Origin of the sequence: Phenylobacterium sp. LjRoot225, from assembly GCF_964252855.1 — a bacterium.
GTDB lineage: Bacteria > Pseudomonadota > Alphaproteobacteria > Caulobacterales > Caulobacteraceae > Phenylobacterium.
On the sequence record NZ_CAXUPL020000001.1, the window covers coordinates 1,842,363 to 1,857,383 of the forward strand.

A 15,021-nucleotide genomic window follows, 5' to 3' on the forward strand; every position below is an offset into this window, starting at 1 on the left:
GTGGCCGGACCACCCCTGACGCCCTGCGACGAGACAGAGCTCTGCGAGGCGATCGCCGAGGCGGCGCGGGACGGCGCGACCCTCTCGATCCGCGGCGGCGGGAGCAAGCAAGGGGTGGGGCGCCCCGCCCCCGCCTCGCGCATCCTCGACATGCGCGGCTTCACGGGAGTCGTCGACTACGACCCTGCCGAGCTCGTGCTGACCGCGCGCGCAGGGACCCCCCTGGCGGCTATCCAGTCGCTGGTGGCGAGCGAGGGCCAGATGCTGGCGTTCGAGCCGTTCGACCACGGCCCCATTTTCGGGACGCCGCCGGGAGCCGCGACGCTGGGCGGCGTGATCGCGGCGGCGGTGGCGGGATCGCAACGACTCTCCCAAGGCGCGGCTCGCGACCACCTGCTGGGGTTCCGCGGCGTCTCGGGGCGCGCCGAGGCCTTCGTGGCCGGCGGGAAAGTGGTGAAGAACGTCACCGGCTACGACCTGCCGAAGCTCATGGCCGGCAGCTGGGGACGCCTGGCGGCTCTGACGGAGGTCACGCTCAAGGTGCTGCCAGCGCCCAGGACGACGGCCACCCTCGTGCTCACGGGCCTCGACCCCGGCCGGGCCGTGGCCGCCATGACCACCGCCATGGGCTCGCAAGCCGAAATCGCCGCCGCCGCGCATCTGCCGGACGCGCCCGCCTTGACCGCCTTCCGCATCCAGGGCTTTCCGGCCTCAGTCGCCGCCCGCTGCGAAATGCTGTCCCGCGCCCTGGCCGGGTTCGGGGCTTTGCAAACCTCGGACGCGGCGGAAGCGGACGCGATTTGGGGCCGGCTGCGCACGCTCCACTCCCTTCCGGCGGACGCGCCGCTTTGGCGGATCAGCGTCCCCCCAAGCCAGGGTGCGCCGGTCGTGGACGCTCTGCGTCCCCTCGGCACCCGATGGCTTATGGACTGGGCCGGCGGACTGATCTGGGCCGCCGCCGACGGCGCGCCGGACGAGGTGCGAACGATCGCCGCCTCAGCTGGAGGACATGCGGCCCTGGTCCGTGGACCGGAAAGCCTGCGGGCGAGGGTTCCAGCGTTTCATCCGCCCCAGCGCGGCGTGGCCGCGCTGGAGGCGCGCGTCCGCCGCGCCTTCGACCCACATGGGCTCTTCGAAACAGGCCGGTTCTGATGCGCACCGAGTTCAGCCCCGCCCAGCTCGCAGATCCCGCCATGGCCGCCTCGGAAGCGGTTATCCGCAAGTGCGTGCACTGCGGCTTCTGCAACGCGACCTGCCCGACCTACCTCCTGCTGGGGGACGAGCTGGATTCCCCCCGCGGGCGCATCTACCTCATGAAGGACATGCTCGAGACCGAGCGCACGCCCACGGCGGAGGTCGTCAAGCATGTCGACCGGTGCCTCTCCTGCCTCTCCTGCATGACGACCTGCCCCTCGGGCGTGAACTACATGCACCTGGTCGACCATGCGCGGGCTTACATCGAGCGTCGCTACCGCAGGCCGCCCCACGAGCGCGCGCTGCGCGCCCTGTTAGCGGGCACCCTGCCCTACCCGAACCGCTTCCGGCTCGCGCTGAGGCTGGCGCGGCTGGCCAGGCCCGCAAGGCCGCTGCTGGGCGGCGTTGCGGCCCTGCGCCCCCTGGCGTCGATGCTGGCCCTGGCCCCGCGACACCTCGCGCGCCCGGCGCCGACCCGCGACGCGAAGGCGGCCGTCGCCAAGGGGCGCGTGGTCTTGCTGCAGGGCTGCGTTGAGCCGGTGCTTCGGCCGGAGATCCGCCAAGCCGCCATTCGCCTGCTCAATCGCGCGGGATACGACGTCTGCTTCGCCCCGGGCGAGGCATGCTGCGGCGCGCTCGTCCATCACCTGGGCCGCGAGGATGCGAGCCTGGCGGCGGCGCGGCGCAACGTGGACGCTTGGTCGCGCCTGATCGACGCAGACGGGCTCGACGCGATCCTCATCACAGCGTCCGGATGCGGCACGACCATCAAGGACTACGGCTTCATGCTGCGCAACGATCCCGCCTACGCCGAACGGGCGGCGCGGGTTTCGGCTCTGGCGCTGGACATCTCGGAATTCCTCGTGCGCTGCGAGCTCCCCGCCGCCGAGCAGACGGGATTGATCGTCGCCTATCAGCCGCCGTGCTCCTTGCAGCACGGACAGAAGGTGTCGGACGCGCCGGTGCGCCTGCTGCGCGAAGCGGGATATACGGTGCGAACGCCGGCGGAGGCGCATATCTGCTGCGGCTCCGCCGGCGTCTACAACATCCTGCAACCCGACATCGCCGGCCGCCTCGGCGAGCGAAAGTCGACCCATCTCGGCCGCCTCGCGGCCGACGTCATCGCGACGGGCAATGTGGGGTGCGCGGTTCAGATCGGCCTGCACGCCCAGTCGCCGGTCGTCCACACCATCGAGCTGCTGGACTGGGCGACCGGCGGTCCTGCCCCAGCGGCCGTGACGTCCCGCCTCGAGGCGTCCTGAACCAGGCCCAGCCAAATCCTCGGCCGCGATTCCGAAGTTCGCTTACGCCTGGTGGCGGGCTTGAGCGAACTTCGGAACCTCCGCAGCGCTCAGTCAAAGCTTGAACGTAACGGCCTTCACCTCCGTGTAATTCTGGGTCGCGTATTCGCCCATTTCGCGGCCCCAGCCGGATTGCTTATAGCCGCCGAAAGCCAGCGCGGCGTCGTAGACATTGTGGCAGTTCACCCACACCGTGCCCGACTTGATCTTGCGCGCCATCTTGTGGGCCTTGGAGATATCCTTGGTCCACACGGAAGCAGCCAGGCCGTACTCGGTGTCGTTGGCGATCGCCGCGATCTTGTCGAGATCATCATCGCCGAAGGGTTCGGCGACGATGACAGGACCGAAAATCTCCTCCCGGACGACCGTCATGTCGCGGCTGGTGTTCGTGAGCACCGTCGGCTTGACGAAGTAGCCGGCGTCCCCGTGGCGTTCGCCGCCAGCGACGATCGTCGCCCCCTGGTCCTGGCCAGCGCCGATGAATCCGAGAACCCGCCCCAGCTGCTCGTCCGAGACCAGGGGTCCCATCTGGGTGTCGGGATTCAATCCCTGTCCGAGCCTGATTTTCCCGGCGGTGTCCGCGACATCGGCCACCACCCGGTCGAAGGCCGACTTGTGGACGTACAGGCGCGAACCGGCCGTGCAGACCTGTCCCTGGTTATAGAAGATGCCGGCCGCTGCGCCGGCGCTGGCCGCCTCGAGATCGGCGTCGTTGAAGACGATGACGGGCGACTTTCCGCCAAGTTCGAGGGTCACCTTTTTCAGGTTCCCCATGGCCGCGCGGACGATCATCTTCCCCACTTCGGTCGAGCCGGTGAAGGCGACCTTGTCGATGCCCGGATGAGCCGCGATCGCCGCGCCCGCCGTCTCGCCGAAGCCGGAGATGATGTTGACGGCGCCGGCGGGGCAGCCCGCCTCCTGGAACAACTCGCCAAGCTTCAGGCCGGTGAGCGGCGTCTGCTCGGCGAGCTTCAGGACCACCGTGCAGCCCGCCGCCAAGGCTGGAGCGAGCTTCCAGGCCGCCATCAGGAGCGGGAAATTCCACGGAATGATCTGCCCCACGACCCCGACAGGCTCGCGGATCGTAAAGCTGTGGTGCTCAAACCCCAGCGACAACGGCGTCGTGGTCCCTGTGATCTTGGTCGCCCAACCGGCCATGTAGCGAAACATGTCGATCGCGAGCGTAACGTCCCCCTGGGCCATCGTGATCGGCTTGCCGTTGTCGATCGACTCGATGCGGGCGAACTCCGCGGCGTCGCGTTCCAGCAGATCTGCAATCTTCCACAGCAGACGGCCGCGCTCGGATGGCGTGAGCTTAGACCAGGCGCCGTTCTCAAACGCCCTTCGGGCCGCGCGCACGGCGAGATCCACGTCCTCCGTATCGCCCGCGGCGACCTTGGCGATCACACTGCCCGTCGCGGGATCGTAGACATCGAGGGTGGCGCCAGACGTGGCGTCGAGCCACTTGTCGTCAATGAACAGCTTGCCCCCATGCTGCAGCAACGCCTGTTCCGAACAGAAATCCCGCTCCAATAACCCGGCCATCGTCTTCCTCCGCTTTAGCGGCCGAGGCCGCCTTAATGAATGTTGTTGCAGGTTACGAACGCGTCCGCGCGTCCGCGAGCGGCAATCTTTCTCTGGGAGACGTGTATAGGCGAACACAGGCGGACAATTTTTTCCGCCAGTTCATCCTCGATCCGTTGATACGCATCTTCTCCAAGATGCCGATCCCGCGCGAGTCCAGGTTCTAATCATCCGAGAAAATCGCGCGCGGCCAATATCCTTCGACATATTGGCCCACGCCTTTCCGCCAGGAGCTGCCGCAATGAAGATGTCGAGCGCTGGGCCGCTCAGAGGCGGGCGATGATCGAAACTGGGGAGTTTCTTGAGACTGAATTGTGCGTCGGCATGTGAATTCGGCCGAACGCGGGCGCAATACAGTGCAGAAGGCCGTGCGACGGGTCTGCTGAGGATCCCGTAAACGCGAGGCCCGAGCTCGATTGACTCCGGCATCCGGGACGGCCGAACGGGGCCGGAACGACCCATTGTGGAACGTTAGAACCGTCAGGCGTGGCCGGGGTCCGAGCGGCGCCCTGGGCAACTTCACCGCCCCTGTAGATCGCGAGGGCTCTCGGCAGAGAAGCGCACCACGTGTTGCAGCCGCCCGCTCTCGCGGCGGACGTGCGTGGTCCGCAGGGGCGAACCGCCCCCCGCCGCCAGGCCCTAGGAGCTGTGGACACTTAGCGTAGCCAGAGGACGATGGCTGCGAGGGTGACGATGGCGAGATAGTTCCTGGCGGTCTTCTCGAAGCGTGTAGCGACGCGCCGGAACTGCTTGAGCCTGCTGAAGCAGCACTCGACCAGGTGGCGCTGGGCGTAGAGGTGCTTGTCGAGCGGGTGCTTGCGGGATCGGGACGGGTTGTTGGGGATCACCGCGACCGCGCCCTTCTCGGCGATCGCCTGGCGCAGGCGGTCGGAGTCGTAGGCGGTGTCGGCCATTACGGCCTGGGCTGGCAGGCCTTCGATCAGCGGGCCGGCCTGGGGCGCGTCGCCGCGCTGGCCAGCGGTGAGCGTGAACCGCACGGGACAGCCCAACCCTCGCACGGCCATGTGGATCTTGGTGCTCAAGCCCCCGCGGGAGCGGCCAATGGCCTGATCTTCAGGCCCCCCTTTTTCGCCCCCGCCGCGTGCTGGTGAGCGCGGACGATGGTCGAGTCGACGATCAGGTACTCGAAGTCGGGATCATTCGAGAGCGCCTCGAAGATGCGCCACCAGATCCCCTTGGCGCTCCAGCGGCTGAACCGCCGCCAGACGCTGTTCCAGTCGCCGAACACCTCCGGAAGATCCCGCCACGGCGAACCGGTGCGCACCACCCACAGCACGCCTTCGACGAACATCCGGTTGTCCCGGCCCGTCGAGCCCTTCTGATCCGGACGGCCGATGACCAGCGGGGCGATCCGCTCCCACTGGTCGTCGCTAAGCACCAAGCGGTCCATCACCCCCAAGACTGCCCCCAAAAAGCAGTCTTGAATCACGCTTCGGAGTCGCAGGGAATCCTAAGAGTCCACAGCTCCTAGCGCGTTAAATCGGCGGCGCCGACCCGAAGCCTCTGCTCGCGAATGGCCAAGCCGAACATGAAGGTGGGCGGCGCGACGATCATCAGGATCACCATCAATGCATACAGAACCATTTCAGCCATGAGCAGCCTCCCTCCGCCTAGGGTAAGGCCACCTCGGTTACCCCACCGTTTCTGACCCCTCGAAAATCCATTCCAGCCGGCTGGCTGCCGAGTTCTGCCGGTCTCACAAAAATCGAGGCGCCGGAAGGGCGATCACCGACGTAAAGCGGGCCGACGTCTCACTGTCTCAGAGCGGACGCCACGGTGAAACAGAGCATGGGTCCTCTGGGTCAGACCACGTCATTCCGCGATCAGTGAATTCCGGGGCCCGGCCCTTCCTCACCGATCTTGCAGATGGCCGCCCGCTTCAACATCCGCGACGCCTGATCTGGCCGGCCCTCAATCCCGGGCGCCAGGGCCCTGCAGGTGGCGCTCCAGCTCCATCGCATCGTGTAGGACGCGACCGATCGCGATCAATCCGACCTCGACTGGACGATAGATGAGGAAGTGCCGAGGCTGCTGGACGACGCCATCGGGGCCCCGCGCGCGCTCACGGCTGCCGCGAAGATGCCAACTGCGGATGTCGCCCCCCAGCTCCGGCCGCGCGAGACTGCCTGGGCGCACAGGATCGGCCGCGATGTCGATCAGCCCCATGACGATCAGCCGTTCGTAGCGGCGGCGGGCCGCGCCGCCGAATTGCGTCTCTGACCAAGCTAGAATCTCGACGAAGTCGGTCTCGGCGGCTTCGGTGAGGCGATAGACAGCCAGGCGCTCGCACACGCCGGCGCGCCCGGAAGATGGCCAAAACCAAATGCTCGGCGGAGGCTGCCGCCATCCGTCTTGGCGAGGCTCGGCCTATGCCAAAACCTGTCGTGCTGTTCTGCGCCGCGCTCACCCGTGACGGCGTCGCCCGCAACACCGTCCACCTCGCCAATGCGCTCGCCGGCCGGGGCGCCGCCGTGGAGGTGGTTTGCCTTGAGGACGGCCCGTTGGCCGCAGATCTGGCAGGTCCGGTTCTGACCCGCCTCGGCCGCCGGCGGGGGCCCCGCGCCTTCGCCCTGGCGGCCGCCGTGCCCGCGCTGCGTCGCCGCCTGGAGGACACGCAGGCGGGTCTCGTGCTCTCCATGGGCAATCACGCACACCTCGCGGTCTGGGCGGCGCTGCGTGGGATGATCGAGATGCCGCGCCTCTACCGGATCAGCAACGATCTCTTCCATCCCGGCGAGGTCCCGCTGCTTCGCGGCCTGCGCGCGCTGGGCCTGCGGCTGATCGCCAGGGACGCCACCCGGCTCGTATCGGTCTCCGCCGTAATTGCGCAGCGTCGGCCCTTCCGCGCCGCCCACCGCGACCGCCGATTGGATGTGGTCGCCAACGGCGTGGACGCCGCAGTCCTCCGCGCCCGCGGCCAGGCGCCCTGCGACCATCCCTGGACGGCCCCGGGGGCGCCGCCCTTCCTCGTGGCGGTCGGGCGCCTGCACCGCCAGAAGAACCTGGACGGCCTGATCGAGGCCCTTGCACGACTGCGCGCGGTCGACGCCCCAGACCTGCGCCTGCTGGTCCTGGGCCGCGGCCCCGCCCACGTGCTCCGCCGGTTCGAAGCCTTGGCGGCCGCGCGCGGCGTGGCCGACTCGGTCCGCTTTGAGGGCGAGGTGGCCGATCCCCTCCCCCTGGTCGCCCGCGCCGCCGCCTATGTGCTGCCCTCCCGCTGGGAAGGCGCCTCCAACAGCCTGCTCGAGGCTTTGGCCTGCGGCGCGCCCGTCGTGGCCGCGGTGACCGCCGGCAGCGCCCCGGAGGTCCTGGCCGGCGGTCGCTACGGGGTCCTCGCCCGGCCCGAGCCCGCCGATCTCGCCCGCGCCATTCGCCTGCAGCTCGACCCCGCCACCCGGATCCTCCCGCAGGACCGCGCCGACCACTACTCGCTCCACGCCGCCACGGATCGCCTCTGCCGGATCGTGCTCCAAGCGCATGCCGAGGCTCGGACCGCACATGGCGAAATCCAAATGTCCCCCGAAGCCGCGCGCCATCTGTCGCCGGTAGGAAAGAGCCTCGGGGGCCGAAACACGGAGTACTGACATGAAGACCAAGACCCTGATCCTCGCCGCCGCCGTTGTTGGCCTCGGCTTGCCGGCTCTGGCCCAGGCGCCAGCCCAGACCGCGACCGCCCGTCCGCCTGTCGTGCCGCTTTCCCAGGCGGTGGCCGCCGCCGAACAGTCGCTGGACGCCCGCGCCTTCGATGCGGAGCTCGACCACGAGCGCGGAGCCCTCGTCTATGACATCGATCTCGTGAAGGACGGCCGGGCTATCGAGGCGGAGGTGGACGCGACCACCGGCAAGGTCCTGCGCCACACCCGCCCGGCCAAGGTGCGCCTGCCCTTCACCGGCGAGCACCTGAGGATTGCGCAGGCGGCGCCCCGGACCCTGACCCAGACCATCGCGCTGGTGGAAGACGCCACCAAGGGCCGGGTCTCCGACATCGGGCTGGAGCGCGAGGGCGGCCGGTACTACTACGAAGCGGAGCTGACCGGCGCGCCCGACCGCGAGGTGCGCGTGGACCTGCGCACAGGCGCGATCTCCCCGGTCATCGACGACTAGAACTGATCTCGGAGGTCGTCATGCACGTGCTGGTCGTGGAGGACGACGCCCGCGTCGCGAGCCACGTGGTCAAGGGCCTCAAGGCGGAGGGCTGGCTCGTCGACCATGTGGCGGACGGGCGCGAGGCGCTGTTCCGCGTCGCCGCCGAGACCTATGACGTCGTCGTCCTCGACCGCATGCTGCCGAATGTCGACGGGCTGAAGATTCTCCAGACCATGCGCGCGTCCGGCGACAGCACGCCGGTGCTGATCCTCTCGGCCTTGGGCGACGTGGACAACCGGGTGAAGGGCCTGCGCGCCGGCGGCGACGACTATCTCGCCAAGCCCTTCGCCTTTTCGGAGCTGCTGGCCAGGGTGGAGGCGCTCAGCCGCCGCAAGGGCGTGGTGCGGGAGACCACGGAGCTCGCCCTGGCCGACCTGCAGATGAACCTGATCACCCGCACCGTGACTCGCTCGGGCGAGTCGATCGACCTCACCACGCGCGAGTTCCGCCTGCTCGAATACCTGCTGCGCAATGCCGGCCGGGTGGTCAGCCGCAGCATGCTGCTGGAGGCCGTCTGGGACTACAACTTCGATCCCCAGACCAACATCATCGACCAGCACGTCAGCCGCCTGCGCCAGAAGATCGACAAGGAATTCGAGCCGCCGCTGCTGCAGACCGTGCGCGGCATGGGCTACAGCCTCCGGACATGAGGTGGCGCAATCCCCTGCGCAGCCTGACCCTGCGCCTGACCCTCGTCTACATGGCGCTGTTCTACGGCTCCATCGGCCTGATGCTGGGGGTCAGCTATTTCGGCGGCGTCTGGCGGCCGCTGCAGGAGGTCGAGCGCCGCATCCAGGTCGAGAGCGATGAGATGGTCTCCGTCTATGCACGCGACGGCCGCGATGCGCTGATCCGCGCCCTCGAGCGCCGCGCCGCCACGCCGCGAGGCCGACTCCCCTACCATGTGCTCGTCGCCCGGGGGGGCGGGGTTGTCGCGGCGAACCTTATCGACTGGCCGAGAGTCGCCGGCCGCGAGTGGCGTCGCTACGAGTTCGGCACCTATGCCACCGGCGCGGAGGAGGAGCACGAGGCCGTCGTGCGGGACGTGGCGCTTGCCGGCGGCTACCGGCTGATCGTCGGGCTCGACACCGAGGACCTCGACGAGCGCGAAGACCTGATCCTCGAGGCGCTTTCCTGGGGGCTGGGCATGACCCTCGCGCTTGGCGTCATCGGGGGCCTCGTGATGACTTTCGCGGTCGCCCAGCGGCTGGAGAGCATAAACCGCGCTGCGCGGGCGGTTATCGCCGGCGACCTTTCGGGCCGCGTGGCGCTGCGCGGCAGCGGCGACGACTTTGATCAGCTGGCGACCACCCTCAACGAGATGCTGTCCCGCATCGAGCAGCTCGTGGCCTCCATCAGCCGCGTCTCCGACAACATCGCCCACGAGCTTCGGACGCCGCTCACTCGACTGCGCGCCGAGCTGGAGGAACTGGCCGATCCCGCCACCCCGTCGGTCGAGCACCACGCCCGCACCGCCGCGGCGCTCGAAGAGGCGGCCCGGCTGCAATCGATGTTCGAGGCCCTGCTGCGCATCGCCCGCCTGCAGAGCGGGGAGCAGCCCGCCTTGACCACAGTCAATCTGCGGCCGCTGGTCGAGGACGCCGTCGAATGGCACCGGCCGGCGGCGGAGGCGCGGGACCAATCCCTCACCCTCACCTCCGATCCGGACGTGCTCGTCGCCGGCGACCGGGACCTTATCTTCCAGATGGTCAGCAACCTCCTCGACAACGCTTTGAAGTTCTCGCCCCCGGGCGGGCGCATTGAGGTTGCGGTCGCCGCCGACGCCAGCGGGCCCGCGCTCGTCGTGCGCGACAATGGGCCGGGCATTCCGCACGGTGAACGCCAGCGCGTGTTCGAGCGCTTCTACCGGACGCGGACCGAAGGGGTTGGAGGGTTTGGGCTGGGCCTCAGCCTCGTGGACGCCGCCGCCAAGAGGATAGGCGCGTCCATTCACCTGAGCGACGCGGAGCCGGGCCTTCAGGCGACGGTGCGGTTCCGGCCCGCATAGCAGCGTGAGGCGGAAGCCTCCTTCCCAGCATCCGGTCTTTGAACGCCGTGTCGCCGCGCCTGCCGCGACGATGGCGCTCGGGGCAGGCGTAGCCGGGCAATCCACCGCGCACGCCAACCTACCTAAGGAGGTATGCGAAGACCATACTGTTAGCTATGGTTGCGTCGGTCCGGTAAGACATACCGCGGCGCGAGTGACCGAATAGGTGGGGTCACCATGGACGAGACAGCCGTTGGCGTGAAGCTGCCCCGGGCGGCCGCCGTGGTGTTGCTCGCCTGCATTATCGTCGGCAGCGAGCTCCTGGCCGCGGGCCCGAAAGACTATTCGGAACTTCACACGATGCTGGACACGGGCCTGGCCCTGCTGTCGGGCATGCTGGCGCTGCTGTTGTGGGATATGGGCCAGCAATCGGTCCGCCTATTCCCGAAGCTGCTTGCCGTCGCTTTTGCGGTGACCTTTGTCCTCAATTTCATTCATGTCCTGGTGACCTTCGAATGGTCGGGCCTGCTCGCGCCGGTCTCCCAGGCCCGGGGTTTCTTGCGCTCGGCGACATGGCCGCCATCGACGCACACGCTCCCGATCGCCGTGGGCGCCGCGCTATGGCGGATGCGGCAGGCTGATGCGAACCTTCCTCGGTTCGCCTGGGCGATCATTGTCGTGGCTGGCGCCCTCTTCACGGCCTTTCAGCTCGTCCCGACCTATCTGCCTCCGGGGCCGCTCGGCGTCACGCGTCCGGCCCTGATCGCGTCGCCGCTCCTCTGGACGGCCGTCGGCCTATCGGCTTGGCGGATGCGAGAGGCCGACCCGCTGGTGCGCCCAGTGGCCTTGATGGCCGCGACGTCGGTCGTCGCGAACCTTCTCATGCTGTACTCGCGAGCACCCGCCGATGGTCCGGCGATGGCCGCGCACCTCTGGCGGCTCGCCGCGCACGCCGTTCTGTTCCTCTCGGTGATGGAGATCGCGTCGCGGGAGTCGCGCGAACGGGTCCGCGCCGAGGCGCGGCTGGCGCGGCTGAACGAGGACCTGGATCAAAGGGTGCTCGAACGCACCGCGGAGCTCGAGGCGGCGAATGAGACCTTGGAACGGGAGATGAAGGCCCACCGAGACAGCCAACGGCTGCTCGAAGCCATTGTCGAGACCTCGCCGGCTGTCATCTACGTCAAGGATCTCGCGGGGCGCTACCTCCTGGTCAACCGCCGCTGGGCCGAGATCTTTCATGTCGAGCCCGCCGCAATGGTGGGCAGGTGCGACCACGACATCTTCCCCAAGGAAGCCGCCGATGCGTTCCGCGCCATGGACGAGCGTGTCGCCGCGGCGGACCAGCCAATCACCGAGGAGGAGATCGCCCCCCACGACGACGGCCCCCACGCCTACATCTCGGTAAAATCGCCGCTTCGGGATGATTCCGGCCAGGCCTTCGGGATTTTCGGGATCTCGACCGACATCACCGAGCGCAAGCGCGCGCAAGAGGCTCTTGCCGCGAGCGAAGAGCGCACCCGCCTGATCATCCAGACGGCGCTGGACGCGGTGATCACCATGGACAACACCGGCTTGATCAGCGGCTGGAGCCCTCAGGCGGAGCGGGTCTTCGGCTGGACCCGCGAGGCGGCGCTGGGCAGGCCGGTCGAAGAGACCATCATGCCGGAACGCTACCGGGAGGGTCACAGGAAGGGACTGGCCCGTTACCTCGCCACCGGGGAAACCGCCGTCCTCAACAGACGCATCGAGATCGCCGCATTGCATCGCGATGGACACGAATTTCCCGTTGAACTGGCGATCACGGCCATTCGCATAGGAGATGGCGTCACCTTCGCCGGCTTTGTCCGCGACATCACCGAACGCAAACAGGCGGAAGCCAAGCTCAAGACCCAACTCGAACGCCTGGCGTTGCTCGACGACATCACGCGCGCCATCGGCCACCGCCAGGACGTGCAGAGCATCTTTCAGGTCGTGGTCCGCAGCGTCGAGGACCAACTGCCGGCCGATTTCGCCTGCCTGTGCCTTTACGATGGTCTAGACCGCGCGTTCACGGTCGCCGCCGTCGGCGTCAACAGCCAGGCCTTGGCGCTTGAACTGGCCATGCCGGAACGGGCGCGAATCGACCTCGACGAGAATGGCCTGTCGCAATGCATGCGGGGGCAACTCGTCTACGAGCCGGACATCGCCAAGCTGGATTTTCCGTTTCCGCAACGGCTGGCGCAAAGCCGACTACGCTCACTGGTGGCGGCGCCGCTGCAGGTGGAGAATACGGTGTTCGGCATACTCGTCGTGGCGCGGTCGGCGGCGGAGGGTTTTGTCAGCGCAGAGTGCGAGTTCCTGCGACAGCTGAGCGAGCATGCTGCGCTCGCGCTCCATCAGGCGCACCTCCACGGCGCCCTGCGCACGGCCTATGACGATCTTCGCCAGTCCCAGCAGACCGTCATGCAGCAGGAGCGGCTTCGCGCGCTTGGCCAGATGGCGAGCGGCATCGCCCACGACATCAATAACGCGTTGTCGCCCGTGGCGCTCTACACTGAATTCATCCTCGAGACGGAAGCTGGCCTCAGTCCCGCAGCGCGCGACCATCTCCAGATCATCCAGCGCGCCGTCGAGGACGTCGGCCACACGATCTCGCGCATGCGCGAGTTCTACGCTCGGCGCGAGTCGGCGCTGATCGCAGCCCCCGTGCAGGTCAACGAGCTCGTCCAGCACGTGTTGGATCTCACCAAGGTGCGTTGGCGCGACATGGCCGTCCAGCGCGGCGACGTCATCGATGTCCGCACGGAGCTGGCGTCCGGGCTGCCGACCATGATGGGCGTCGAGAGCGAAATCCGCGACGCCCTGGTGAATCTGGTGTTCAACGCCGTCGATGCGCTGCCGCAAGGCGGAGCGATCACCATCCGCACGTCGGAGACCGACGGCGCAGTTCGAGTCGAGGTGGCGGACAATGGCGTCGGCATGGACGACGAGACGCGCCGTCGATGCCTTGAGCCCTTTTTCACGACCAAGGGCGAGCGCGGCACGGGTCTGGGCCTCGCCATGGTCTATGGCGTCGCCCAGCGCCATGGCGGGGAAATCGACATCGCTTCGGAGCCCGGCGCGGGCACGACGATTGGGCTGATCTTTACGGCCCAGCCCGCGCCGGAGACGCCGGCCCGGCCTCAGAGCGCGTCCGGGACGCAACCCCCGCGAATGCGGATCCTGCTGGTCGACGACGATCCCGTTCTGCTGAAAGCGCTCGGCGACGCCCTGAGCGCCGATGGCCATATGGTCACCGCGGCCAATGACGGCCAATCGGGGATCGACGCCTTCGGCGCCGCTGATGATGACGGCGGCAGGTTCGATGTAGTGATCACCGATCTCGGCATGCCCCGCGTCGACGGTCGCCAGGTCGCGTCGGCCATCAAGACGCGATCGCCGGCCACCCCCGTGCTCCTGCTCACCGGTTGGGGCCGCGGCCTTCTGGCGGACAACGACATCCCGCCGCACGTCGACGAGGTGCTCGGCAAGCCGCCGAAGATGCGCGAGCTTCGCGACGCCCTGGCGCGTCTCAACGGAGGCGAGACGCCATGACGGAACATCCGGTTCCCCGAGCACGATCGGTCGTTGGCGAGCAAACAGTGACTGGACGCTCGGGGACATTGGCGGTGTCCGCCCGGCAGCAAGACTGATGGGCATTCGGCAAGAATAGGTATAAGTCCGCCCATCGAATTTAACCGAGAGAAGCCTATGTCCGAAAACGACACCGAAAACGGCGTGATCGAAATGACCGCTGACATTGTGTCCGCCTACGTTGGCAACAACACAGTGTCCGTCACTGAACTGCCGAGCCTCATCAAACAGGTCCACGACGCGCTGCGGGGCGTGAGCACTGGCGCAACGCAAGCCCCGGTTGAAGCTCAGGCGCCTGCCGTGCCGGTGCGGAAGTCGATCACCCCGGAATTCCTGATCTGTCTCGAAGACGGTCGGAAGTTCAAAAGCCTGAAGCGCCACTTGCGCACGAAGTACGACCTGAGCCCCGAGGACTACCGAGCCAAGTGGGGCCTCGCTAAGGACTATCCGATGGTCGCGCCGAACTACGCTGCGGCTCGCTCCGCATTGGCGAAGAGCATGGGCCTTGGCCAAGGCGGCCGTCAGGCTGCGAAGCCCGCCCCCGCCAAGCGCGCCCCCCGCAAGTCCGCTGGCGCATAGCTGTCAGCAGCCCCCATGCGCGGCTCGCAGCCGCCATGGGGGCCGTTCGACGTCGGTTCGGTCCCTTGCAGCCGACGTGAGCCAAGCGCGTGAGGGCGCGGACGCGGCCTAGCCTTGATCCATGCCTGCGTTTGGGATAGCGCCGCCCCATGGGAACGGGCTCACGACTGGCCGAGCTGATATCGCGAGGCGCCTACGCCCTCGCGGTGATCGCGCTCGCCATGCGCGTCCTCGTCCCCGGCGGCTTCATGGTCGCCCCGCAGACGGTTCAGGGCGGCTTGCCGACGCTCGTCATCTGCACCGGCCAAGGCGCGATGACCGTGGCCGTCGACACGGACGGACAGGTCCGTAAGCTCGGCAAGAAAGCCCCCGCCAAGCCCGCGGACAAGTCCCAAGGCAGACACCCCTGCGCCTTCGCCGGCGTGGCCGCGCCGCTGACCGCGCCGATCGCGCACGCCGTCACCGGGCCGGCTTTCGCCACCGTCGGCGACACCGCCGCAGCCTTCGCCTATCAGCGGCCGGGCCTCGGCCTCCCCGCGCCGCCGCCGCCCACGACCGGCCCGCCGATCCTCGTCTGATCGCATCCCGCCGCCGGCG

The 15,021-nt window shown here is 68.2% G+C and carries 13 protein-coding genes; 9 read left to right on the forward strand and 4 right to left on the reverse strand.

The genetic code is table 11. From position 1 onward, the window contains the following. Positions 1-1,152, forward strand: coding sequence for a glycolate oxidase subunit GlcE (gene glcE, locus ACSQ2B_RS08660; RefSeq protein ID WP_436049014.1), 1,152 nt, complete (start codon positions 1-3; stop codon positions 1,150-1,152). After that, a complete protein-coding gene (gene glcF / locus ACSQ2B_RS08665) occupies positions 1,152-2,456 on the forward strand; it encodes a glycolate oxidase subunit GlcF (RefSeq protein ID WP_436049016.1) in 1,305 nt (434 codons plus the stop codon). The genes glcE and glcF overlap by 1 nt, the downstream gene beginning before the upstream one ends. A 93-nt stretch (positions 2,457-2,549) precedes the next feature. Here glcF and ACSQ2B_RS08670 read toward each other — a convergent pair whose 3' ends face one another. The 4 genes from ACSQ2B_RS08670 to ACSQ2B_RS08685 all read right to left on the reverse strand — a co-directional run bounded on the left by ACSQ2B_RS08670 (position 2,550) and on the right by ACSQ2B_RS08685 (position 6,392). Further along, positions 2,550-4,157 carry an aldehyde dehydrogenase family protein gene (locus ACSQ2B_RS08670; protein WP_436049017.1) on the reverse strand — a complete coding sequence of 536 codons (1,608 nt, stop codon included), beginning with the start codon at positions 4,155-4,157 and terminating at the stop codon, positions 2,550-2,552. A gap of 578 nt (positions 4,158-4,735) precedes the next feature. Continuing rightward, a protein-coding gene (locus ACSQ2B_RS08675) for an IS5 family transposase (protein ID WP_436049019.1) occupies positions 4,736-5,490 on the reverse strand; the annotation gives its coding sequence in 2 pieces (ribosomal slippage) (positions 4,736-5,157 and positions 5,157-5,490; 756 coding nt in all). Positions 5,491-5,567: 77 nt separating this feature from the next. Further along, on the reverse strand, positions 5,568-5,693 hold the full coding sequence (locus ACSQ2B_RS08680; protein ID WP_436049021.1) for a hypothetical protein: 126 nt from the start codon (positions 5,691-5,693) through the stop codon (positions 5,568-5,570). Positions 5,694-6,011: 318 nt separating this feature from the next. Continuing rightward, entirely contained in the window at positions 6,012-6,392 is a 381-nt protein-coding gene (locus tag ACSQ2B_RS08685) for a type II toxin-antitoxin system RelE/ParE family toxin (RefSeq protein WP_436049023.1), read from the reverse strand. A gap of 77 nt (positions 6,393-6,469) precedes the next feature. On the opposite strand from ACSQ2B_RS08685, the gene ACSQ2B_RS08690 reads away from it, so the two are divergent. The 7 genes from ACSQ2B_RS08690 (at position 6,470) to ACSQ2B_RS08720 (ending at position 15,002) form a co-directional block, all read left to right on the forward strand. Beyond that, complete coding sequence (locus ACSQ2B_RS08690) at positions 6,470-7,684, forward strand: glycosyltransferase (RefSeq protein WP_436049025.1); 1,215 nt, start codon at positions 6,470-6,472, stop codon at positions 7,682-7,684. Between the two features lies 1 nt (position 7,685). Continuing rightward, entirely contained in the window at positions 7,686-8,204 is a 519-nt protein-coding gene (locus ACSQ2B_RS08695; RefSeq protein WP_436049027.1) for a PepSY domain-containing protein, read from the forward strand. Between the two features lie 20 nt (positions 8,205-8,224). After that, the gene (locus ACSQ2B_RS08700; protein ID WP_436049029.1) at positions 8,225-8,896 is read left to right on the forward strand and encodes a response regulator transcription factor; all 672 of its coding nucleotides are present in this window, start codon (positions 8,225-8,227) and stop codon (positions 8,894-8,896) included. Then, positions 8,893-10,254: a sensor histidine kinase gene (locus ACSQ2B_RS08705; protein ID WP_436049031.1), complete on the forward strand. Its 1,362-nt coding sequence runs from the start codon at positions 8,893-8,895 to the stop codon at positions 10,252-10,254. The genes ACSQ2B_RS08700 and ACSQ2B_RS08705 overlap by 4 nt, the downstream gene beginning before the upstream one ends. A gap of 372 nt (positions 10,255-10,626) precedes the next feature. Continuing rightward, entirely contained in the window at positions 10,627-13,806 is a 3,180-nt protein-coding gene (locus ACSQ2B_RS08710; RefSeq protein ID WP_436049033.1) for a PAS domain S-box protein, read from the forward strand. A gap of 156 nt (positions 13,807-13,962) precedes the next feature. Further along, positions 13,963-14,424, forward strand: coding sequence for a MucR family transcriptional regulator (locus tag ACSQ2B_RS08715; protein WP_436049034.1), 462 nt, complete (start codon positions 13,963-13,965; stop codon positions 14,422-14,424). A 149-nt stretch (positions 14,425-14,573) separates the two neighbouring features. Continuing rightward, a complete protein-coding gene (locus ACSQ2B_RS08720) occupies positions 14,574-15,002 on the forward strand; it encodes a DUF2946 family protein (protein ID WP_436049036.1) in 429 nt (142 codons plus the stop codon). Positions 15,003-15,021: the final 19 nt, after the last annotated feature.

Bases quoted from the DNA above. Each gene is read 5' to 3' on its own strand.
- glcF (WP_436049016.1), top strand. From the start codon at position 1,152: ATGCGCACCGAGTTCAGCCCCGCCCAGCTCGCAGATCCCGCCATGGCC.
- ACSQ2B_RS08700 (WP_436049029.1), top strand. From the start codon at position 8,225: ATGCACGTGCTGGTCGTGGAGGACGACGCCCGCGTCGCGAGCCACGTG.
- ACSQ2B_RS08720 (WP_436049036.1), top strand. From the start codon at position 14,574: ATGGGAACGGGCTCACGACTGGCCGAGCTGATATCGCGAGGCGCCTAC.
- ACSQ2B_RS08710 (WP_436049033.1), top strand. From the start codon at position 10,627: ATGCTGGCGCTGCTGTTGTGGGATATGGGCCAGCAATCGGTCCGCCTA.
- ACSQ2B_RS08715 (WP_436049034.1), top strand. From the start codon at position 13,963: ATGTCCGAAAACGACACCGAAAACGGCGTGATCGAAATGACCGCTGAC.
- ACSQ2B_RS08680 (WP_436049021.1), bottom strand. From the start codon at position 5,693: ATGGCTGAAATGGTTCTGTATGCATTGATGGTGATCCTGATGATCGTC.
- ACSQ2B_RS08690 (WP_436049025.1), top strand. From the start codon at position 6,470: ATGCCAAAACCTGTCGTGCTGTTCTGCGCCGCGCTCACCCGTGACGGC.
- ACSQ2B_RS08705 (WP_436049031.1), top strand. From the start codon at position 8,893: ATGAGGTGGCGCAATCCCCTGCGCAGCCTGACCCTGCGCCTGACCCTC.
- ACSQ2B_RS08695 (WP_436049027.1), top strand. From the start codon at position 7,686: ATGAAGACCAAGACCCTGATCCTCGCCGCCGCCGTTGTTGGCCTCGGC.